Origin of the sequence: Microbacterium esteraromaticum, from assembly GCF_014084045.1 — a bacterium.
Lineage (GTDB): Bacteria > Actinomycetota > Actinomycetes > Actinomycetales > Microbacteriaceae > Microbacterium > Microbacterium esteraromaticum_D.
In genome coordinates this window covers 1,870,696-1,890,500 of the sequence record NZ_CP043732.1, presented here as the reverse complement: position 1 = coordinate 1,890,500, position 19,805 = coordinate 1,870,696, and the positions used below count along the sequence as shown (strand labels likewise).

Below are 19,805 nucleotides of genomic sequence, written 5' to 3'. Positions count from 1 at the left end.
TATTCCGCGACCGCACTCGCGTACGATCGTGGCGTGCTTCTCTCACCTCGCCTCCGCCGTTCCGCGCTCGTTCTCACCGCCGCTGCCGCGCTCGCCCTGACGGGCTGCGCCTCGAGCCCGGATGCCACCGAGCCCGGCTCATCGGCGCCGTCGTCGACGGCGACCGAGGCATCCGGAACCTGCTCGTACCCGGCCGACGACCGCCCGGCGGCGAAGCCGGCCGACGCGCCCGCGTCCGAGTCTGCGGAGACGGCCGAGGCCACGGCCACCATCGCCACGAGCGTCGGCGACCTGGCCGTCACCCTCGACGCGGCGAAGACGCCGTGCACGGTGAACAGCTTCCTCTCGCTCGCGGAGCAGGGCTACTTCGACGGCACCACCTGCCACCGCCTCACCACGGACGGCATCTTCGTGCTGCAGTGCGGCGACCCGAGCGCCACGGGATCCGGCGGCCCCGGCTACTCGTTCGCCGACGAGCTCGACGGGTCCGAGACCTACGAGGCCGGCACGCTCGCTATGGCGAACGCGGGGCCGGACACCAACGGCTCGCAGTTCTTCGTCGTCTACGCCGACAGCCAGCTGCCGCCGAAGTACACCGTCTTCGGACACCTCGACGAGGCGTCGACGGCGACCGTGGCCGAGGTCGCTGCCGCCGGCACCGAGAGCGGCGGCACCGACGGCGCGCCCAAGACCCCGGTCGACATCGAGAGCGTGACCCAGGGCTGATCCAATTCGCCGAGACCCCCAGTTCGCGCCGACACCCCTACCTGCAGGCGTCTGCAGGTAGGGGTGTCGGCAGTAAATGGGGGTGTCGGCGCTCAAGCGGTCCGTGCCCGCGCGGCCTTGCGCCAGCCGTCGACCATGTCGCCGACGGTGACTCCCACGATCGCGATGCCGCTGAGCACCGCAAGCACGATCACCGCGTCGCTGTCGACGCCGTTGGACACGAACACCTCGTCGACGAACCGCGGGTTGTAGAGCACACCGCGCCCGAGCGCGGTCAGGCCCAGGCTCATCACGCAGACCGCGATGCCTGCGTTGATCCAGGCGAGGCGCATCGTCCAGCGTCCGCGGGCGAAGACGGCGAGTGCCAGGTCGGCCTCGGCGACCAGCAACACGATCAGCGCTCCGATGCCCCAGGGCCACAGCTCGGGGTTGAGGATCGACAGCGGAGCGCCGTCCGACGGCACCCAGCCGCGCAGTTGATCCCACAGCAGGAGCCCGGCGAACAGGGCGAGCATCACCAGCGAGGCGATGAGGTCGGCGCGCCCGGTGCCGGCGTGGGACTCCTCGGGCAGCTGGTCGACGTTCCACCTGACCCCGGTGTCGGCGCCGGTGCGCTCGAGCACGAAGAAGACCAGGGTCGTCCAGAACGACACGTGCACGACCACCGACAGCGCGACGGCGATCGCCTCGCCGATGATCTCTCCGACACCCGCGCCGGTCAGAGCCTGGGCTATCGCGACTCCGCCGAACGCGCACGCCGGCACGATGGCGAGCAGGAGCTTCAGCAGGCGCCACCATGTCAGGTAGAACGTGGGTCCGATCAGGTGCAGCGGCCGATCGGCATAGCTCGCGGCCAGGATTCCCGGGTCTCCGAGCTCGGTGAGCACGGCGCGCTCGGCGTGCTCGAGCGGCTCCCCGTTCTCGGTGCGCGCGTCGACCGCATCGCCGATCGATGCGCGCAGCTCGTCGCGCACCTCGGTCTGCAGCTCGACGGGGAGGCTGCGCACAGTGGCGGTGATGTAGCGGTCGGTCAGTGTGGCGGTCATGTCAGTTCTCCCCTTCGCGGAGCGCGGCGGTCGCGGCGGCGATGGCGGCGACCTCCTGGGTCAGTGTGGTTGCGAGGCGGATGCCCGCCTCGGAGGTGCGATAGAACTTGCGGGGCCGTGCCTCGTCGGTGTTCCACTCGCTGTCGAGATAGCCCTGCTTCTCGAGTCGGCGCAGCAGGGGGTAGAGCGTGTTGGCGTCACTGGGAAAGCCTGCGGATGCCAGCTGCTCGAGCAGCCCGTACCCGTATCCGGGGGTGCGGAGCAGCTGGAGGCTGGCGAGGACGATGGTGCCTCGCCGTAGCTCCTGCAGATGGCCGTCGAACTCGGATTCGTTCATGTCAGTCACTATATTGTGCGTCACACACCATTGTCAACAACACATTGTCGTGCATCCGGTCGCGCCTAGTCTGGGGCGATGACCTCTGAGATCGAGATCCGCCGCGTCGACCCGTTCGACACCGTCGAGCACAATCTGTGGTGGCAGACGTACGCAGAGGCGAAACGCGCCGACATGGGAGAGAACGCCCTCATCTGGACGCTCGAGGAGAGCCGGGCCGAGATGCAGCAGCGCTCGGCGACGACCGAACGCCGCACGTACGTGGCCCTCCGCGAAGGCTCGGTGGTGGGCGGCGGGTCGATGGCACTGCCGCTGAAGGACAACGTGCACACCGCCGCGGTCGGAGTGACCGTGCCGTTCGCACACCGACGCCACGGCGTCGGCTCGGCGCTGCTCGCGCACATCGAGGCCGAGGCGGCCGCGGCCGGTCGCACGACCCTTCGCGCAGAGACCGCATGGTCTGCAGCCGCACCAGAGGACGGCTCGGGCGAACCGGGGATCGAGTTCGCGCGCCACCACGGCTACGCACTCGCTCTCGGCGACCTGCAGAACCGCCTCGAGCTCCCCGTCGACGACGCCGTCATCGCCGAGCTGCTCGCCGAAACGCCCGCAACCGGGTACGCCATCCGCAGCTGGGTCGGCCCCGTGCCCGACGAGCACATCGCCGAGTGGGCCGCGCTCGACGCCACGCTCGACACCGAGGCGCCCACCGGCGAGCTCGACATCGAGGCCGCCTCCGCAGACGTCGACGACTACCGCGCCGACGAGGCCGTGCAGGCGGCACAGGGACGCACCTCGTACGGGACGGTGGCCCTGGCATCCGACGGCCGAATCGCCGCCTACACGCAGATCGTGGTCTCGGGAGACGACGGCAACGCCTACCAGTGGGGGACCCTGGTACAGCGCGAGGACCGCGGCCACAGGCTCGGCCTGCGCGTCAAGCTCGAGAACCTGCGGATGCTGCAGCACCACTCCCCCGAGACGCCACGCATCTACACCTACAACGCCGAGTCGAACGCGCACATGCTGGCGGTCAACACCCGCCTCGGCTTCGAGGCGACGGGCCGCCTCGGAGAACTGCAGAAACGGCTCGGCTGACCAGAACGCTCGCCGAGACCCCTACTTGTCGCCGAGACCCCCAGCTACGGGCGTCCACACCTAGGGGTGTCGGCACGAACTGGGGGTGTCGGCGCGCGGGGCGGAAGAGCACCACGGGCATGATGGACGCATGATCCCGACCCTCGCCGACCTTCTCGCGACCGCCAGGGTGGTGGCGCTGCCGATGAGCACCCGCTTCCGCGGCGTCGACGTGCGCGAGGCGCTGCTCTTCGAAGGCCCGCAGGGGTGGGCCGAGTTCTCGCCTTTCGTCGAGTACGCAGATGCCGAGGCCGCGACCTGGCTGGCGGCCTCGATCGACTTCGCGTTCGCCGAGCAGCCCGCGCAGCTGCGGGCCCGGATCCCCGTCAACGCAACGGTGCCGGCCGTCGAGGCCGCCCGCGTGCCGGAGGTGCTCGCCCGCTTCGACGGATGCCGCACCGCCAAGGTCAAGGTCGCCGAGCGCGGACAGGTGCTCGCCGACGACATCGCTCGTGTGCGCGCCGTGCGCGAGCAGATGGGCCCTGAGGGGCGCATCCGCGTGGACGCGAACGCCGGATGGAACGTCGACGAGGCCGAGCACGCCGTCCACGCGCTGGCGGAGTTCGATCTCGAGTACGTCGAGCAGCCGTGCGCGACCGTGGCGGACCTCGCCGATCTGCGTCGCAGGGTGAAGCACATGGGCATCCCGATCGCCGCCGACGAGAGCGTGCGCAAGGCCGAGGATCCCCTGGCCGTCGCCCGCGCGGGCGCGGCGGACCTGGTGATCATCAAGGCGCAGCCGCTGGGCGGCATCCGGCGAGCGCTCGACATCGTCTCGCAGGCGGGCCTGCCCGCGGTCGTCTCGAGCGCCCTCGACACCGCGGTCGGCCTGTCGCAGGGAGCGGCTCTCGCGGCATCCCTGCCCTCCCTCGAGTACGACTGCGGGCTCGGGACCGCATCGCTGTTCGCCGACGATGTCGCCGACGCACGACCTGAGGGCGGATCCGTGTCGGCTGCGCGGGTCGTTCCGGATGCCACCGCGCTGGCGCGCCTCGAGGCACCCGCCGAGCGCCGGGAATGGTGGCTGGAGCGTCTGCGCCGCTGTCATTCCCTGATCACTGCGCTCTGAAGCGATCGTCAGAAGGCCTGTGAGGTCTATGGTGCTCTCGGCACCGAACGACTCGGTCACGATGCGCGTGGAAAGGCGGTGCATGGGCGGTCGTCCCGGCCCCGCCTTTCACGGCTTTTCGAGCAGAAGCGACACCAGTCGGCCGAGTTCGGCGCTGCCTGCCTTCCGGAGCTGCTCGTCGTCTGCGCCGGCCATGGCTCCGCGCACGGTCATTCCCTCCCAGACGATCATCAGAAGTCGCGCGGTCTCTTCGGCGTCGGCGCGAAGCACCAGGCATTCGCCGTCGACGATGTCGGTGATGATACGTGCGATACCCGCCACCATCTCGCGTTCTCCGGCCAGGTACGCGGCGCCGAACTCCGCGTCGCGCAGGGCGCGGATGCGGATCTCGCTCATGAGCATGACCCCGAGCCGATCATCGCCCGCGGAATCCATCACCTGCTGCACCAGCTCCGCCGGGTCGTCGAGCGCAAGCGCACCCGACTCGGTCATCTGCTGAATCCGCTCACGGACGGCGTTCACCCGCGCCTCGCCCACCGAGGACGCCAAGGTCAGGAACAGCTCGTCCTTCGACGCGAAGTTCGAGTAGAACGCTCCTCGGGTGAAACCGGCGCGGTCGCACACGGCCTCGACGGTGGCGCCCTCCAGGCCCACCTCGGCGAAAACCTGAGCCGCCGCGTCGAGCAGCCGCGCTCGCGTATTCTCACGGCTCCGCGTCGCGATCGTCGTCACGGTCGTACCTCCTGATCTCACACCTGGCACACAGGCTCTCACGGCGCGCTGGGAATACGATACATGCACGTACTCAATACATCTCTGTATCGAGTACGCGAATGCATCCAACGTGAGCGGAGGCTTCCGTGTCCACCCTTCTCTCCTCGCTCGGGCGCTGGTCGTTCCGGCACCCGTGGCGCGTGCTCGTCGCATGGCTGGTCGTGCTCGGCGTCGCCGGCGGCGGCGCCCTCGCACTCGGCGCAGGCACCGACAACACGTTCTCGATCCCCGGCACCGAATCCCAGGCAGGTCTCGAGCAGCTCTCGCGCACCTTCCCCCAGGTCAGCGGCACGAACGCGCAGTTCATCGTGGTGGCCGCCGACGGCGACGACATCACCGATGCGACCTATCGCGACGACATCGACGACGCCGTCGACCGCCTCGAGCGCTTCGACGGCGTGCTCGCCGTCACCTCTCCTTACGACGAGAACATCACCGGCATGGTCAACGACGAGAAGACCGCCGCCATCGTCCGGATGCAGTTCGACGGCCAGTCGACCGATGTCCCCGACAGCGTGAAGGAAGACCTGCAGCACCAGGTCGACGAACTCGCGGCATCGCTGCCCGACGGAGCGCAGGCCGCTCTCGGCGGCGACCTGTTCGCGACCTCGATCCCCGCCGTGACGATCACCGAGGCGATCGGCCTGCTCATCGCCCTGCTCGTGCTCATCGTCACCTTCCGCTCGTTCGTCGTCGCGGGGCTTCCGCTGCTGACGGCGGTGCTCGGCGTCGGCATCTCGATGGCAGGCATCTTCGCCGCCACGGCGTTCGCCACGGTCTCGTCGACCACGCCCCTGCTCGCGCTCATGCTCGGCCTCGCCGTCGGCATCGACTACGCGCTGTTCATCGTCGCCCGCCACCAGGACCAGGTGCGCGAAGGCATCGACCCGGAGGAGTCAGCCGCGCGCGCCGTCGGCACGGCGGGCTCCGCGGTCGTGTTCGCCGGCATCACCGTGCTTATCGCCCTGATCGGGCTCGGGTTCGCGGGCATCCCGTTCCTCACGACGATGGGCATCGCCGCCTCCGTCGCGGTCGCGATCGCCGTCGCCATCTCGGTCACGCTCACCCCGGCGCTGCTCGGGTTCATGAAGGGCCGCGTCGCGGGAAGGCCGCGTCGTGCGCGCAAGAAGGCGGATGCCGCACCGCGCCCCGCGTTCTCCCGCCGCTGGGTCGACGCCGTCACGAAGCGCCCGGTGATCGTCGCCACCTCGGTCGTCGTCGGACTCGGCATCGTCGCGGTCCCCGCGCTCAGCCTCGATCTCGCCCTCCCCAATGCGGGGGTGCTCCCCAAGGGCTCCGAGGCGCGCGTCAGCTACGACCTCACCGCCGATGAGTTCGGTCCAGGGTTCAACGGCCCCCTCATCCTCACCGGAACGATCGTCACCTCCACCGCCCCTCTGAACCTCATGCAGGACCTGGGCGACGAGGTCGAGAAGCTCCCCGGCGTGCGCGAAGTCGCCCTCGCCACGCCGAACGAGACCGCCGACACGGGCATCGTGCAGATCATCCCGAGACGGCACCAGACGATCCGCGCACCAGCGACCTCGTGCGCGAACTGCGGTCCCACCACGACGAGTGGCTCGACGAATACGGCATCGATCTGAAGGTCACGGGCTTCACCGCCGTCGCGATCGACATCTCCGACCAGCTCGGGGCTGCGCTGCTGCCGTTCGGCATCTTCGTCATCGGCCTCTCGCTCATCCTCCTCGCGATCGTGTTCCGCTCGATCTGGGTTCCCGTCACGGCCGCCATCGGATACCTGCTCTCGATCGTCGCCGCCTTCGGCGTGGTCGCAGCGGTGTTCGAGTGGGGCTGGTTCGCCGATGCCCTGCACGTCGCTCGCACGGGCCCGATCATCAGCTTCATGCCGATCGTGCTGATGGGCGTGCTGTTCGGCCTGGCGATGGACTACCAGGTCTTCCTCGTCTCGAGGATGCGCGAGGACTTCGTGCACGCTCGCGGTTCTGGACGCGCAGAGGCCGTCGAGGCGGTTCGATCGGGCTTCGCGGGAACCGCGCGCGTGGTGACCGCTGCCGCGCTCATCATGTTCGCCGTGTTCGTCGCGTTCGTGCCCGAGGGCGATTCATCGCTCAAGCCGATCGCCCTCGGTCTCGCGGCCGGGATCGCGATCGACGCCTTCCTCGTGAGGATGACGCTGATCCCCGCGGTGATGGCGATCCTCGGCGAGCGGGCGTGGAGCATCCCGCGCTGGATGCAGCGAGTCCTCCCGCACGTCGACATCGAGGGCGAAGCCGTCGAGCGCGAGCGCGCGCTCGATGCGTGGCCCGGAGATGACAGCGTCGTCGCCGCAGACGATCTCGTCATCGATGCCGCCGGGATCGATCACGCGCACCTGCGGCTCGCGCCCGGCCGTTCGCTGATCGTCACCGGCGCCACGCCCCGCGCGCTGCGCGCGCTGGCGCTCGTTCTCGCCGGACGCGTGAAGCCGGATGCCGGGAGGCTGCGGGTCACCGGTCATCTGCTGCCGGGCCGTGCCGCGTGGGTTCGCGCCCACGTCGGCGTGGCGCTGCTCGACCAGCCGGATGCCGCCGCGCAGCTCGCCGAGGCGCTGCGCGGCAGCACCGCACTGGTGATCCTCGACGGGGTGGAGCGCGTCTCCGCCTCCGACCGCGATCAGCTGGCCGCACGTCTGCGCGACGCAGGCGACGGCGTGTCCGTGCTGCTCACGACGCCCGACCCGGATGCCGCGCAGCTGCTGCTCGTCGAAGCGGGCCGCGCCATGGCATCCGTCACCGACCTGCGCGAGAGCGGCGGCGTCCCGACCTCCGACTCGACCGAGGTGGACGCACTCGATGCACTGACCGAACGGAGTGAGACGAAGTGACCCTCCCCATCGAACGCGCGCGATCGCGCCGGCCGATCACCTGGCTGACGCTCATCGGCGTGCTGCTGCTGCCCGCGGTCATCGGCGGGATCCTCGTCGCGGCTCTGCAGGACCCGACCGACAGGCTCGAGGAGATGACGGCCGCGGTCGTCAACCTCGACAAGCCCGTCACCATCGACGGACAGTACACCCCGCTCGGGCGCCAGCTCGCGGCAGGTCTCGTCGAGGGATCCGACGAGCTCGACTCGAACCTCACGTGGGTCATCTCCAACGAGGATGACGCCGCGGAGGGTCTGGCTGACGGTCGCTACCAGGCGATCGTGACGATCCCGAAGTCCTTCTCGAAGGATGCGACGTCGGCAGGCACCGCCCTGCAGGACGGCGGGGGCTCAGCCGAGCAGGCCGAGATCAATGTGACGACACCGCAGGACGGGCGGGTGGCCGACGGCCTCATCAGCCAGCAGATCGCGTCGGTCGCGGCGTCGACCATGGGCACGATGCTGAGCGAGGCGACGGTCGGCAACGTGCTGATCGGGTTCACGACACTCGGCGAACAGATCGGCGAAGCCGCAGACGGTGCCGATCAGCTCGCGGACGGAGCACGTTCGGCCGCTGACGGCGCAGCGGCGATCCCCGACGGCGCGACCCAGCTGGCCGACGGCGCAGGCAAGCTCGCCGACGGATCGACCCAGCTGTCAGACGGAGCCGCGCAACTCGGCGGGGGCGCGTCTCAGCTCGCCGGCGGCGCCAACCAGGTGGCCAGCGGTGCCGTATCGCTGGGCACGGGCCTCGACACGATCTCGACCAAGACCAGAGAGGCGGGCGCCGGCGCGACCCAGCTGGGCAACGGCCTGGTGGGCGGGGCTGCGGCGATCACCGCACCCGACAGTGAGGTCAGCACGCTCGTGCAGACTCTGCAGCTCGTGGCGAGCAAGGCCGCGACGGCGGCGGCCTCGTCGGTGGACGCGGTCACCAGGATCGGCGGGGTCGCAACGAGCCTCGACGCGCTGGCTGCGGAGTGCGACCCGGCCGTGTCCGGCTCGGACTTCTGCGACCGTCTCGACGCAGCCGCCACAGACGCAGGGGCCGCTGCCGACTCCGCGAAGCAGGCGGCCACCGACGCGGGCACGGTCTCGGGGTACATGGCGCCCGTCGCCGAGAACGTGAAGGGCCTGCCGCAGCAGCTCGCCGCGCCCCTGAAGACCGCCGGCGACTCGGCTCTCGCCCTCGGCGCCGGTGTCGGCCAGATCGCCGACGGCATCGACCAGTCGGCCGACGGCGCCCGGGCGCTCTCCGGCGGGATGGTCGAGGTCGGCACGGGCGCAGCCACGCTCGGCGACGGAGCCTCGGGGCTGGCCGTCGGAGCCTCAGGACTCGCCGACGGCGCGTCGCAGCTCGGCGACGGCATCACCGCGCTCGGCGACGGAGCAGGTGAGCTCTCCGACGGACTCGACGAGCTGGCGTCGGGCACCGGAGACCTCGCCGAGGGCCTGCACACCGCATCGACCTCGCTGCCGTCGTTCGACGACGAGCAGTCGACCACGCTCGCATCGGTGATCGCAGATCCGGTCACGTCGACATCGGATTCGGATGCCATGTTCGGACCCACCACGATCCCGCTGCTCTCGGCCGTGGTGCTGTGGTTCGGCGCGCTGGCCTCGTTCATCGCACTGCGGGCCGTGCCCGGCAGCACTCTCACCTCGCGGCGATCGTCGATCGGCATGGTGCTGCGCGGCTTCTGGCCCGCCGCCGCGATCGGGGCGGCTCAGGGCATGCTGGTCGCACTGGTCGTGCAGTTCGTCGCCGACTACGACGCCGCGACGTGGTGGGGCTTCGCCGGATTCGCGGTGATCGCGGGCATCGCATTCGCTGCGATCAATCAGGCGCTGGTCGCCGTACTGGGTGGCATCGGCCGCTGGGTGAGCGCCCTGGTCGGTGTGCTGGCCCTGGCGACGAGCCTCATCTCGACGGTTCCCGCCTGGCTCGCCGGGCTCGGAGCGGCGATGCCGACTGCGCCCGCGCTGAGCGGTCTGATCGCCCCGAGCGGCGCGGCCTTCGCCGGCCTCGCGGTGTGGGCGGTGCTGTCGCTCGGAGCGGCGACGCTGGCCGTCGCCACACGTCGCACGACCTCGGCCAAGGCCGTGCTGGCCGCGGCCTAGCATCCGGAGCCGGACGGCTCACCGCCCCGGCGCACCGACCCGAGTCGCCGGACGTAGGCCAACACGCGAGGGCAGGACCGGGATCCGCGGATCCAGGTCCTGCCCTCGCGTGTTCCCTTACCGCCGCGTGGGCGGAAGCCCTCGAGAACAGGCTGGTTCGCCAGGACAGGCCCGTTTCCGGGCATCCGTCCTGTCGTCGCGAACCAGCCTGTCCTCGGCGAAGTGCCGCGAGGGCGACCGCGTGCGGGCCGGAAGCAGACTCAGCTCAGGCCGGAGTACGCGTGCAGGCCCTTGAAGAACACGTTCACGATCGCGAAGTTGAAGATCACGGCCGTGAAGCCGGTGATCGACAGCCATGCCGACGGGTTGCCGCGCCAGCCGCGCGTGGCGCGGGCGTGGATGTATCCGGCGTAGAGCACCCAGATGATGAACGTCCAGGTCTCCTTGACGTCGAAGCCCCAGTAGCGGCCCCAGGCATCCTGCGCCCAGATGGCGCCGGCGATCAGGGTGAAGGTCCAGAAGATGAAGCCGACCACCGTGAAGTGGTACGCCATGTTCTCGAGCCGCACGGTGTTCGGCAGGGTGCGCAGGAAGCCGGGGCCGGCGTTCTCGATCCCCTCTGCGACGCGACGTTCGCGGCGCGACTGCAGCAGCTGCATCACCGACAGGGCGAAGGCGAGAGCGAGCAGGGCGGTGGAGAGGGACGCGACGAAGACGTGGATCACGAGCCACACCGACTTCAGCGGGTCGACGAGAGGCGTGACGGCGACGTAGAAGTTCGCCGCCGCTGCGCCGAGCAGCACGACCACCAGGCCCGAGATGAACGTGCCGAGGTAGCGCAGGTCGACGCGCGTGAGCATCGCGAGGTACACGGCCATGATCAGCAGGGTGCCGATCATCGCGAACTCGTAGAGGTTGGCCCACGGCACCCGTCCCGCGGCGAATCCGCGGGTCAGCGTCGCTGTGAGGTGGAACAGCCAGCCGAGGATCGCGAGAGCCGTTCCGATCCGCGCGAAGATGAAGCGCGGCTGGCCGCCCTTCCCCCGCGCGGCGGTTCCGGATGCCTGTGACGCGGCGCCCCTGGCGTCCGCACCCCCGGCCGCGACCAGCACCGGCGACTCGACTTCGGCGGTCGTCGCAGACGAGCGACGCGCCAGGTCGAAGGCGTAGGCGATGAACGAGCCTGCGTAGACGGCGATCGCCGTCCACAGAGTGAGGATCGAGATCGAATCGAGGTCGGGCATGGATCAGTCTTCCTTCGCGGGGGTCGAGCCCTCAGGCGCGGCCGCATCGAGAAGCCGCTCGTGTCCGCGGACGAGGTCGTCCACGGCGGCGGCGAGGGTCGGGTCGTCGCCGCGCGCGAGGGCGGCGTACTCGAGATGGATGCCGTCGTCGGCGGCGGTGGCCTTCACCCACATGCGACGACGAGGGACGAACAGGGCGAGGCCGAGACCTCCCAGGGCGAGCAGCGCGAAGGCCAGCACCCAGGGCGCCGAGGCGTCGTGGTGGATCTGCAGCGAGACGTAGCGCTTGACGGACTGCAGCGTGTCTTTGGCGCCGTCGGGCGACACGTTCTCGAACGTGACCGTGCCGAGGCCGTTGGGCAGGTCGGCGGTCTCGCCCGGCTGCAGCTCGATCGACTTCTCGTCGGTGCTGCGGCCGTTGAGCTTCTCGAGCCCGTCGGTGTTGAGCTCGAACACCGAGACGGGCCTGCCGCCGTCGACGCCGAGGTCGCCCTGGTACACGTCGAGCGTGAGCAGGGGCAGGTTCAGGGCGCCGTGCACCGACGTGTACGCGCCGCTCTTCATCTTGAGCGGGGTCGGATAGAGGAAGCCGATCATGCCGAGCTGCTCGGGCATGCCGTCGGTGATCTTCACGACCCCGAGCGACGTCATCGCGCTGTCCTGCGGCAGGAACTCGACCGGCCCGCTGAACACCTTGTCTCCCTCGGCGTTGCGCACCGTGATGGTGGGCGCGTAGCCGTTGCCGAGCAGATAGATGCTGTCGCCGGCGACGTGCACCGGGTAGTTCACACGCACGGTTTCTTTGCTCTTCGAGCCGTCGACGTTTCGCACCGTGAGGTTGGCGGCGAAGTTGCCGGCCTGGCCGGCTCCTGGCGTGCCGAAGTCCTCGTAGGTGACGTCGAACGAGTCGAGGGTCAGCGCGTAGGGCTGGAAGGCGTCGTCGGCGACGAAGCGTCCGCGGTTGATCGAGTTGTAGTCGATCAGGGTGTTCACGTAGCTCGCGCCCTCGATGACCACACGCTGACCCGTGTACGCGAAGCCGCCGCCGATGCCGACCGTGACGAGCACGCCGACGAGGGCGATATGGAAGAGCAGGTTGCCCGTCTCGCGCCAGTAGCCGCGCTCGGCCGACACCGACCACGTCCTGCCGCGGTCGTAGCGCGCGACGCGATAGCCGAGCGCCTTGAGCTGCTTCTCGGCGACGTCGATCGAGGCGGGGGCGTCGCCCTGCTCGCGCGTGACCGACCTGTGGTGCTCGAGCCGCCCGAGACGCGCCGGCGTGCGCGGAGGCTGGGCGCGCAGCGCCTTGGCGTGGTGCTTGATCCGCGGGATGATGCAGCCGATCAGCGAGATGAACAGCAGCAGGTAGATGGCCGAGAACCATGGCGACGAGTACACGTCGAACATGCGCATCGCGTCGAGCACCGGGAAGATGTCGGGGTTGTTCTGCTTGTACTGCACGACGCCGTTGGGGTCGGCGGTGCGCTGCGGGAACACCGACCCGGGGATCGCCGCGATCGCGAGGATGAGCAGCAGCACCAGCGCCACGCGCATCGATGTCAGCTGACGCCAGCCCCAGCGCAGCCAGCCGACGAGTCCCAGCTTGGGCTGATTGATCTCGTTCTCGTCGCCGGGTGCGGAGTCGATGTGGTCGGAGGGGCGCAGCGGGTCGGATGCCGCTGCCGCACCCTCGGCGCGGCCGGGGCGGCCCGGGCGGCCAGCCTTGCGGGAGGGATCAGCCTTGCCGGAAGGACCAGCCTTGCCGGAAGGACCAGCCTTGCCGGAAGAATCAGAGGGGGAGGATGACACTGCTCATCACCGCCGTGAGTCGGGACATGATCTGGGTCCATACACCGGTGATCATCAGCAGGCCGAGCACGATCAGCAGCGCTCCTCCGATGATGTTCACGGTGCGGATGTGGCGACGCATGAAGGCGGTCGCGTTGGTCGCCCAGCCGAAGCCGAGCGCGACGAGCAGGAACGGGATGCCCAGGCCGAGCGAGTATGCGACGCCGAGCAGCCCGGCACGCCACGGGTCGCCCAGCGTCCAGCCGACGCTGATGATGGCGCCGAGGGTGGGTCCGGTGCACGGTGCCCAGCCGATGGCGAGGGTGAAGCCCAGCAGGGGCGCGCCGATGAGGCCGGTGGTCGAGTTCACCTGCATCTTGTACTGCCGCTGCGCGAAGCCGAACAGGCCGAGGAAGATGAGTCCCATCAGCACGACGACGCCGCCGAGCACACGGGTGATCAGGTCGCCCCATTCGAGGAAGAAGGCGGATGCCGCGCCGCCGATCACCGTGTAGGCGACGAAGACCACGGTGAAGCCGGCGATGAACAGCAGCACGCCGAGCAGCATCCGGCGTCGGCTGCGAGACGGGGTGACGCCGGTTCGCGCGGGCGGGGCGCCTGCGCCCGCCGCTCCCCCGATGAATCCGAGGTACCCCGGAACGAGCGGGAGGATGCAGGGAGAGAGGAACGACACGAGACCGGCGAGCAGGGCGAGCGGGATGGCGATCCAGAGCGCGCCGGCTCCGATCACGGCATCCGGATTCACACCTTCTCCTTGAGCGCGTCCTTGATGAGGGTCGACAGGATCGAGGTGCCGTCGATGGGTCCGATGATGCGAGCCGCGACGCGTCCCTGCCGGTCGATGACGAGCGTGGTCGGCGGCGCCTGGATCGGCGTCACTCGTGCGAACGCGAGCTTGGCGTCGCCGGTCGTGGCGTCCATGAGGCTCGGATAGGTGACGCCGTAGGTCTTGGCGAAGGCCTTGGCGGTGTCGGCCTGGTCGTAGATGTTCACGCCGATGAACTGCACACCGTCAGCCTGGTGCTTCTGCCAGGTCTCCTCGAGATCCTCGGCCTCGATGCGGCACGGGCCGCAGCCCGCGTACCAGAAGTTGACGACGGCGACCTCGCCGCGGATGTCGTCGCTCGAGAACTTCTCACCGTTCTCGGTGACGCCGCCGAAGTCGACCGGCTCCCCGCGTTCGGCCTCGGGGATCGAGTCCACGCGGAAGTCGGCCGCGGTGTACGCCTTCTGATCACCGTTCTTGTAGGCCTCGACCATGGGGTCGGGTGCGCAGGCGCTCAGACCGATGGTGAGCGCAGCGGCGAGCGCTGCGGCGCCGATGCGCCAGGCGCCGCGAAGGGATCGAGCAGGCACGGACACGCTGGGAATCGTACGCGCGGTTCCTATGCGCGCTCTGAGCCGTTCTGCCCCTCGGGGAACTCGACCAGCAGATCGGAGAGCTCGGCTCGGAAGCGCGGGCAGGTCGAGATGTCATGCGCCGAGCATCTGAGGGCATGCTCGGTCATCGCCTTCGATCGGCGCATCTCGGCCATCCGCCGCTCGAGGTCGTCGATGTGCGCCTGCAGCACGCGATGCCTGCCGGCCATGTCGCGCTCCAGCAGATGCGCGATCTGGTCGAGACTCATCCCTGCGGCCTTGCTGCGCAGGATGACCGCGACTCGTACAGCGTCGTCGCGTCCGTACCGTCGCCGGCCGGCGGAGTCGCGCTCGGGAGCCAGCAGTCCCACCGTCTCCCAGTGACGAAGCACGTTCGCCGGCAGGGAGAAGCGGTCCGCGACCTCGCCCACCGACCAGGGACGTTCGGCATTTGACTTCATGTTGACATGAAGTCACAGACTGAGGTCAATCGCAAGATCGAGACCCATCTGGAAGGACACACATGAGCGACGTCATCATCATCGGGGCAGGGCCCGCCGGGCTGCAGGCGGCATTGACACTGGGGCGGATGCACCGTTCAGCGCTCGTCGTCGACTCCGGCGAGTACCGCAACGGCACCGTGCTGCACATGCACAATGTCGTCACCAATGACGGCACTGCACCGGCCGAGTTCCGAGCGAAGGCCCGCGCGCAGCTGGCGGAGTACGAGACGATCGCGATTCGCCAGGGGAAGGTCGCGGCGGTATCGCCTGTCGACGACGGATTCGAGGTGCGGTTCGATGACGGCACCGTCGAGCGTGCTCCACGGGTGATGCTCGCGACGGGCATGAGGGACGATCTGCCCGATGTCCCCGGTCTCGGCGAGCTGTGGGGCGTGCGCGCGTTCAACTGCCCGTTCTGCGATGGGCACGAGTTCGCCGGTCGCAGGGTGGGGGTGCTGGGCGCGGATCGGGCCGAGCATGTGGTGCGGATGCTTCGACCCATCGGCGCCTCGGTGACCGTATTCGACGGCGGCGGGCTCGATGACGGCCAGCGCACCGCCCTCGAAGCTCTGGGCGCCACCATGCACCACGCCCCGGTGGAGTCGGTCTCGGCCGACGGAGACGACGTGCGGGTCGTCGCGGAAGACGCCGTGCGTGTCGACGGGCTCTTCGTGACCAATGCCACCGCGCGCCAGCGCGCTCCCTTCGCCGAGCAGCTCGGTCTGCGGATACTTCCCAGCGGCGCCGTCGAGATCGATGAGTTCGGTCGCACGTCGCTGCCCGGCGTCTGGGCGGCAGGCGACCTCGCACACCGGGCGACCCTTCCCGGGATCATGGCGGCCGTCACCCTCGCGGCCGCGGCCGGTCAGCTGGCCGCCATTGGAATCGTGCAGGAGCTCGCGATGGAGTGAGTGCCCCGAACCGTCGGCAGGGGGCGGACCGGCCCTCAGACGGCGCCGAGGTCGATGCCCTTGGCCGCCGGCTCCACGTACTCGATCTCGCGCCACACATCGCCGACCCGCTCGAACGAGGTGACGCTCGACAGCGCGCACCGGCGCGTTCGCGGATCGTGCCGCAGCGGCAGACCGGCGACCGACAGGTGCGTGATCCAGATCGGCGCCTGGTGGGAGACGAACACGATGTCGCCGTCGTGCACCGCGGGGCCCCGCTCCGCGGCATCCCAGGCCTCGTCCATCGCCGCGCGCATGCGCTGAGCGACGGAGGTGTACGCCTCGCCCCAGCTCGGCACCGACGGGCGGCGCAGATGCCGCCAGTTGAACGGGTTTCGCAGCGCTCGCGACATCCGCTTGCCCTCGAAGACGTTGGCCGGCTCGATGATGCGCACGTCGTGCACGGCCTCGAGACCGAACAGCTCGGTGAACGGCTCCGCGGACTCCTGAGTGCGCTCGAGCGGTGAGCAGCGCAGCTCGCTGACCGGTCGATCGAGGGATGCCACATGCTCTGCCGCATCGTGCGCCATCCGGCGCCCGGCGTCGCTCAGGTGGTAGTCGGGAAGGCGCCCGTAGAGCACGCGGGCGGGGTTGTGCACTTCGCCGTGGCGCACCAGGTGGAGTCGTCGTGCCGTCACCTGCCCACCGTACCGCGGCCCCTCAGACGTCGCCGACGATCGCGCGCAGCGCTGCCATGTGCCGAGCCAGCGCGCGCCGCCCCGTCGCCGTCGACGAGACCCAGGTGCGTGGGCGCGCTCCGGCATAACCCTTGGTGATGGCGACGTAGCCGTGATCCTGCAGGTGCGTGATGCCCTTCGACACCGCCGAGTCGTCGGCCTCGAGCAGATCGCGCAGCGCAGCGAAGTCGAGTTCGATCCCCTCGGGCAGCGCGGCGAGCAGGGAGAGCCGCACGGGGGTCAGCAGCGCGGGATCGAGTTCATGCCTCGGGTGCGCCATCGGCGCCCTCCTCGTCGAACCCGTCGTCACCGCGCCCGGGGAGGAAAGCCGCGAGCAGCAGCGATGCGCCGATCACGACCCCCACCGATGCGCTGATGACCGGACCGATCAGTTCGGTGGCGATCGTCAGGGTGGCGAGCAGGAACATCGCCCCGGTCGCGACGCCGAACGCAGACCACTGGATCACACCCCAGGACCAGCCTGTCGAGCGCAGTCCCCACGACGAGGTCGCGGGGGCGGAGATCAGCACGAGCACCATGCTCGCCATCAGCATCGCCCACACGGCGACCGGCACAGACAGGGTCACGCAGATCCCGCCGAGGACGAATCCGATGGCGATCGTGGTCATGCGGCTGCCCTTGGGCAGCGGCGCGGGAGTTGTCGCCGGATGCTCTGCGGTGCCCTGCCGGAGGAGCACGCCGACCGGCCGGACGCCGAACACGGCCAGCGTGGCGACCAGGCTCACCAGCGACAGCCACCAGGGATAGCCGCCCCCGATCAGCGCCCACAGGAGGAACACCGCGAGCATCACACCGAAAGCCGCGGCCGCCATCCAGTACCGCCTCGTCGGGCGCAGCCTGCCGCCGTAGCGCTGAGCGGCTCCCTCGATCAGCGCGCTGGAGAGGATCATCGGAGGGAGGAGCAGCGCCATGGTCCTGCCCCCGAAGCTGTCCGGGCCCCCTTCGGACGAGCCCGTGTACACGAACACCGCCATGTAGGCGGACATCATCACCGCGTACAGCAGCTGCATCACGGCATGACCGCGAGGAATCGTGGTCGCCCGCGCCCGCACCCTCTCAGCGGCGCGGAGCGCCATCGCGGCCTCTGCGTCAGGCATCCGATTACTTTCCATCTGGCAAGTATGTGCCATTCGACAAGCCGCCACAACCCCTCCCCTCCGCGGCCGGATCGGCCGCAGCGGCCTGCCACGTAGACTGGGCGGGTTCGTATTTCCCCGATCAGAAGGAATCTCCGTGCTTCGCACACACACGGCAGGCTCACTCGATGCCTCGCACATCGGTCAGACCGTCACCCTCTCGGGCTGGGTCGATCGTCGCCGCGATCACGGAGGCGTCGCGTTCATCGATCTTCGCGATGCGTCGGGCATCGCCCAGGTCGTCATCCGCGACGAGGAGGTGGCGCACCCGCTGCGCTCGGAGTTCGTGCTGCAGGTGACGGGTGAGGTCTCGCGCCGCCCCGCGGGCAACGAGAACCCCAACCTGCCGACCGGCGAGATCGAGCTGATCGCCGCTGACGTCGTCGTGCTCAACGAGTCGGCTCCTCTCCCCTTTCAGGTCTCGAGCGGCCTGGCCGAGTCCGACCCGATCGGCGAGGAGGTGCGCCTGAAGCACCGGTACCTCGACCTGAGGCGTCCGAACCCCGCGGCCGCGATGCGTCTGCGCTCGGACGTCTACAAGGCGATCCGCGACGAGCTGCACAAGCGCGACTTCGTCGAGGTCGAGACTCCGACCCTCACCCGCTCGACGCCAGAGGGCGCCCGCGACTTCCTCGTGCCCGCGCGCCTGCACCCGGGCAGCTGGTACGCACTGCCGCAGTCGCCGCAGCTGTTCAAGCAGCTGCTGATGGTGGGCGGTGTGGAGAAGTACTTCCAGATCGCCCGCTGCTACCGCGACGAGGACTTCCGCGCCGACCGTCAGCCGGAGTTCACCCAGCTCGACATCGAGATGTCGTTCGTCGAGCAGGAGGACGTCATCGAGATGATGGAGTCGCTCGTCGTCGCGATGTGGAAGACCATCGATGTCGATGTGCAGACCCCGCTGCCGCGCATCACCTATGCCGACGCCATGGCGAAGTACGGCTCCGACAAGCCCGACCTGCGCTTCGGTCTCGAACTCGTCGAGGCGACCGAGTACTTCGCGAACACGCCGTTCCGTGTGTTCCAGTCGGAGTACGTCGGTGCGGTGCTCATGCCCGGTGGTGCCTCGCAGCCGCGCAAGACGCTGGATGCCTGGCAGGACTGGGCGAAGCAGCGCGGCGCCCGAGGTCTCGCCTACGTGCTCTTCAACGAGGACGGAACTCTTGGCGGCCCCGTCGCCAAGAACCTGTCCGAGGCAGAGCAGGCCGGCCTCGCCGACCTCGTCGGAGCCAAGCCCGGCGACTGCGCCTTCTTCGCCGCCGGCGAGACGAAGGCCAGCCGCGCACTGCTCGGCGCCGCCCGCGTCGAGATCGGCCGACGCCTCGAGCTGCTCGACCCGAACGTGTTCGCGTTCACCTGGGTCGTCGACGCGCCGATGTTCGAGCCCGCCGGCGACGCGGTGGCATCCGGTGATGTCGCGGTCGGCTCCGGCGCCTGGACGGCGGTGCACCACGCGTTCACCGGCCCGAAGCCCGAGTTCGCCGACACGTTCGACACCGACCCGGCCTCGGCCCTCGCCTACGCGTACGACATCGTGTGCAACGGCTCCGAGCTGGGCGGCGGCTCGATCCGCATCCACCGCGAAGACGTGCAGAAGCGCGTCTTCAACGTCATGGGCATCACCGAGGAGCAGGCCGACGAGAAGTTCGGCTTCCTGCTCGAGGCGTTCAAGTTCGGCGCTCCCCCGCACGGCGGAATCGCACTGGGCATGGACCGCGTGATGCAGCACCTGACCAAGACGGACTCGATCCGCGAGGTCATCGCGTTCCCGAAGTCGGGCAACGGCTTCGACCCGCTCACCGAGGCGCCCGCGGCGATCACGCCCGAGCAGCGCGCCGAGGCGGGCGTCGACGCCGAGCCCGAGGCGTCCGTCCCGGCCTGATCGCCGACCGCAGGCACCCGCCCGGATCGCCGGGCTGATTGCCGACACCCCCAGTAATCACCGACACCCCTGACTCTGGACGTCCACAGCCAGGGGTGTCGGCATCTTCTGGGGGTGTCGGCGGGGCTGGG

17 protein-coding genes and 1 pseudogene are annotated in these 19,805 nt (G+C 69.6%); 7 read left to right on the top strand and 11 right to left on the bottom strand.

The window, feature by feature from the left end:
- Positions 1-33 precede the first annotated feature (33 nt).
- Entirely contained in the window at positions 34-726 is a 693-nt protein-coding gene (locus FVO59_RS08975) for a peptidylprolyl isomerase (RefSeq protein WP_182252324.1), read from the top strand.
- A gap of 92 nt (positions 727-818) precedes the next feature.
- Here the strand turns inward: FVO59_RS08975 and FVO59_RS08970 are convergent, their stop codons facing one another.
- Positions 819-1,772, bottom strand: a complete 954-nt coding sequence (locus tag FVO59_RS08970; RefSeq protein WP_182252323.1) for a permease prefix domain 1-containing protein — start codon at positions 1,770-1,772, stop codon at positions 819-821.
- Position 1,773: 1 nt separating this feature from the next.
- Positions 1,774-2,109 carry a PadR family transcriptional regulator gene (locus tag FVO59_RS08965; protein WP_182252322.1) on the bottom strand — a complete coding sequence of 112 codons (336 nt, stop codon included), beginning with the start codon at positions 2,107-2,109 and terminating at the stop codon, positions 1,774-1,776.
- A gap of 78 nt (positions 2,110-2,187) precedes the next feature.
- On the opposite strand from FVO59_RS08965, the gene FVO59_RS08960 reads away from it, so the two are divergent.
- Positions 2,188-3,207: a GNAT family N-acetyltransferase gene (locus tag FVO59_RS08960; RefSeq protein WP_182252321.1), complete on the top strand. Its 1,020-nt coding sequence runs from the start codon at positions 2,188-2,190 to the stop codon at positions 3,205-3,207.
- A 130-nt stretch (positions 3,208-3,337) separates the two neighbouring features.
- Positions 3,338-4,315 (top strand): o-succinylbenzoate synthase, encoded by a 978-nt coding sequence (locus tag FVO59_RS08955; RefSeq protein ID WP_182252320.1) that lies wholly within the window; start codon positions 3,338-3,340, stop codon positions 4,313-4,315.
- Between the two features lie 108 nt (positions 4,316-4,423).
- Here FVO59_RS08955 and FVO59_RS08950 read toward each other — a convergent pair whose 3' ends face one another.
- On the bottom strand, positions 4,424-5,047 hold the full coding sequence (locus FVO59_RS08950) for a TetR/AcrR family transcriptional regulator (RefSeq protein ID WP_220465656.1): 624 nt from the start codon (positions 5,045-5,047) through the stop codon (positions 4,424-4,426).
- A gap of 128 nt (positions 5,048-5,175) precedes the next feature.
- Here FVO59_RS08950 and FVO59_RS16755 point away from each other — a divergent pair.
- Together FVO59_RS16755 and FVO59_RS08940 are read left to right on the top strand one after the other, a co-directional pair.
- A pseudogene (locus FVO59_RS16755) lies at positions 5,176-7,934 on the top strand (MMPL family transporter).
- Positions 7,931-10,093: a YhgE/Pip domain-containing protein gene (locus FVO59_RS08940; protein ID WP_182252318.1), complete on the top strand. Its 2,163-nt coding sequence runs from the start codon at positions 7,931-7,933 to the stop codon at positions 10,091-10,093. The pseudogene FVO59_RS16755 and the gene FVO59_RS08940 overlap by 4 nt, the downstream one beginning before the upstream one ends.
- A 260-nt stretch (positions 10,094-10,353) precedes the next feature.
- Here the strand turns inward: FVO59_RS08940 and ccsB are convergent, their stop codons facing one another.
- From ccsB to FVO59_RS08915, 5 genes are read right to left on the bottom strand one after another with little or no spacing between them, the layout of a single operon-like run.
- Positions 10,354-11,337 carry a c-type cytochrome biogenesis protein CcsB gene (gene ccsB / locus FVO59_RS08935; protein WP_182252317.1) on the bottom strand — a complete coding sequence of 328 codons (984 nt, stop codon included), beginning with the start codon at positions 11,335-11,337 and terminating at the stop codon, positions 10,354-10,356.
- Between the two features lie 3 nt (positions 11,338-11,340).
- Complete coding sequence (gene resB / locus FVO59_RS08930; RefSeq protein ID WP_182252316.1) at positions 11,341-13,146, bottom strand: cytochrome c biogenesis protein ResB; 1,806 nt, start codon at positions 13,144-13,146, stop codon at positions 11,341-11,343.
- Positions 13,127-13,891, bottom strand: coding sequence for a cytochrome c biogenesis CcdA family protein (locus tag FVO59_RS08925; protein WP_182252315.1), 765 nt, complete (start codon positions 13,889-13,891; stop codon positions 13,127-13,129). Before FVO59_RS08925 ends, resB begins: the two co-directional genes overlap by 20 nt.
- The gene (locus FVO59_RS08920) at positions 13,888-14,508 is read right to left on the bottom strand and encodes a TlpA family protein disulfide reductase (protein ID WP_259363120.1); all 621 of its coding nucleotides are present in this window, start codon (positions 14,506-14,508) and stop codon (positions 13,888-13,890) included. The genes FVO59_RS08925 and FVO59_RS08920 overlap by 4 nt, the downstream gene beginning before the upstream one ends.
- Before the next feature lie 23 nt (positions 14,509-14,531).
- Positions 14,532-14,966: a MerR family transcriptional regulator gene (locus FVO59_RS08915; RefSeq protein WP_182252314.1), complete on the bottom strand. Its 435-nt coding sequence runs from the start codon at positions 14,964-14,966 to the stop codon at positions 14,532-14,534.
- Between the two features lie 62 nt (positions 14,967-15,028).
- On the opposite strand from FVO59_RS08915, the gene FVO59_RS08910 reads away from it, so the two are divergent.
- Entirely contained in the window at positions 15,029-15,919 is an 891-nt protein-coding gene (locus tag FVO59_RS08910; RefSeq protein ID WP_182252313.1) for an NAD(P)/FAD-dependent oxidoreductase, read from the top strand.
- Positions 15,920-15,954: 35 nt separating this feature from the next.
- Here FVO59_RS08910 and FVO59_RS08905 read toward each other — a convergent pair whose 3' ends face one another.
- The 3 genes from FVO59_RS08905 to FVO59_RS08895 are packed head-to-tail and all read right to left on the bottom strand — an operon-like array spanning position 15,955 to position 17,753.
- The gene (locus tag FVO59_RS08905) at positions 15,955-16,596 is read right to left on the bottom strand and encodes a histidine phosphatase family protein (protein WP_182252312.1); all 642 of its coding nucleotides are present in this window, start codon (positions 16,594-16,596) and stop codon (positions 15,955-15,957) included.
- Between the two features lie 22 nt (positions 16,597-16,618).
- Complete coding sequence (locus FVO59_RS08900) at positions 16,619-16,915, bottom strand: transcriptional regulator (RefSeq protein ID WP_182252311.1); 297 nt, start codon at positions 16,913-16,915, stop codon at positions 16,619-16,621.
- Positions 16,896-17,753 (bottom strand): hypothetical protein, encoded by an 858-nt coding sequence (locus tag FVO59_RS08895; RefSeq protein WP_182252310.1) that lies wholly within the window; start codon positions 17,751-17,753, stop codon positions 16,896-16,898. Before FVO59_RS08895 ends, FVO59_RS08900 begins: the two co-directional genes overlap by 20 nt.
- Before the next feature lie 136 nt (positions 17,754-17,889).
- Between FVO59_RS08895 and aspS the strand changes: the two genes are divergently transcribed.
- Positions 17,890-19,674, top strand: coding sequence for an aspartate--tRNA ligase (gene aspS, locus FVO59_RS08890; protein WP_182252309.1), 1,785 nt, complete (start codon positions 17,890-17,892; stop codon positions 19,672-19,674).
- Positions 19,675-19,805: the final 131 nt, after the last annotated feature.

Bases quoted from the DNA above. Each gene is read 5' to 3' on its own strand.
- FVO59_RS08970 (WP_182252323.1), bottom strand. From the start codon at position 1,772: ATGACCGCCACACTGACCGACCGCTACATCACCGCCACTGTGCGCAGC.
- FVO59_RS08965 (WP_182252322.1), bottom strand. From the start codon at position 2,109: ATGAACGAATCCGAGTTCGACGGCCATCTGCAGGAGCTACGGCGAGGC.
- FVO59_RS08960 (WP_182252321.1), top strand. From the start codon at position 2,188: ATGACCTCTGAGATCGAGATCCGCCGCGTCGACCCGTTCGACACCGTC.
- FVO59_RS08955 (WP_182252320.1), top strand. From the start codon at position 3,338: ATGATCCCGACCCTCGCCGACCTTCTCGCGACCGCCAGGGTGGTGGCG.
- ccsB (WP_182252317.1), bottom strand. From the start codon at position 11,337: ATGCCCGACCTCGATTCGATCTCGATCCTCACTCTGTGGACGGCGATC.
- FVO59_RS08915 (WP_182252314.1), bottom strand. From the start codon at position 14,966: ATGAAGTCAAATGCCGAACGTCCCTGGTCGGTGGGCGAGGTCGCGGAC.
- FVO59_RS08910 (WP_182252313.1), top strand. From the start codon at position 15,029: ATGAGCGACGTCATCATCATCGGGGCAGGGCCCGCCGGGCTGCAGGCG.
- FVO59_RS08900 (WP_182252311.1), bottom strand. From the start codon at position 16,915: ATGGCGCACCCGAGGCATGAACTCGATCCCGCGCTGCTGACCCCCGTG.
- FVO59_RS08895 (WP_182252310.1), bottom strand. From the start codon at position 17,753: ATGCCTGACGCAGAGGCCGCGATGGCGCTCCGCGCCGCTGAGAGGGTG.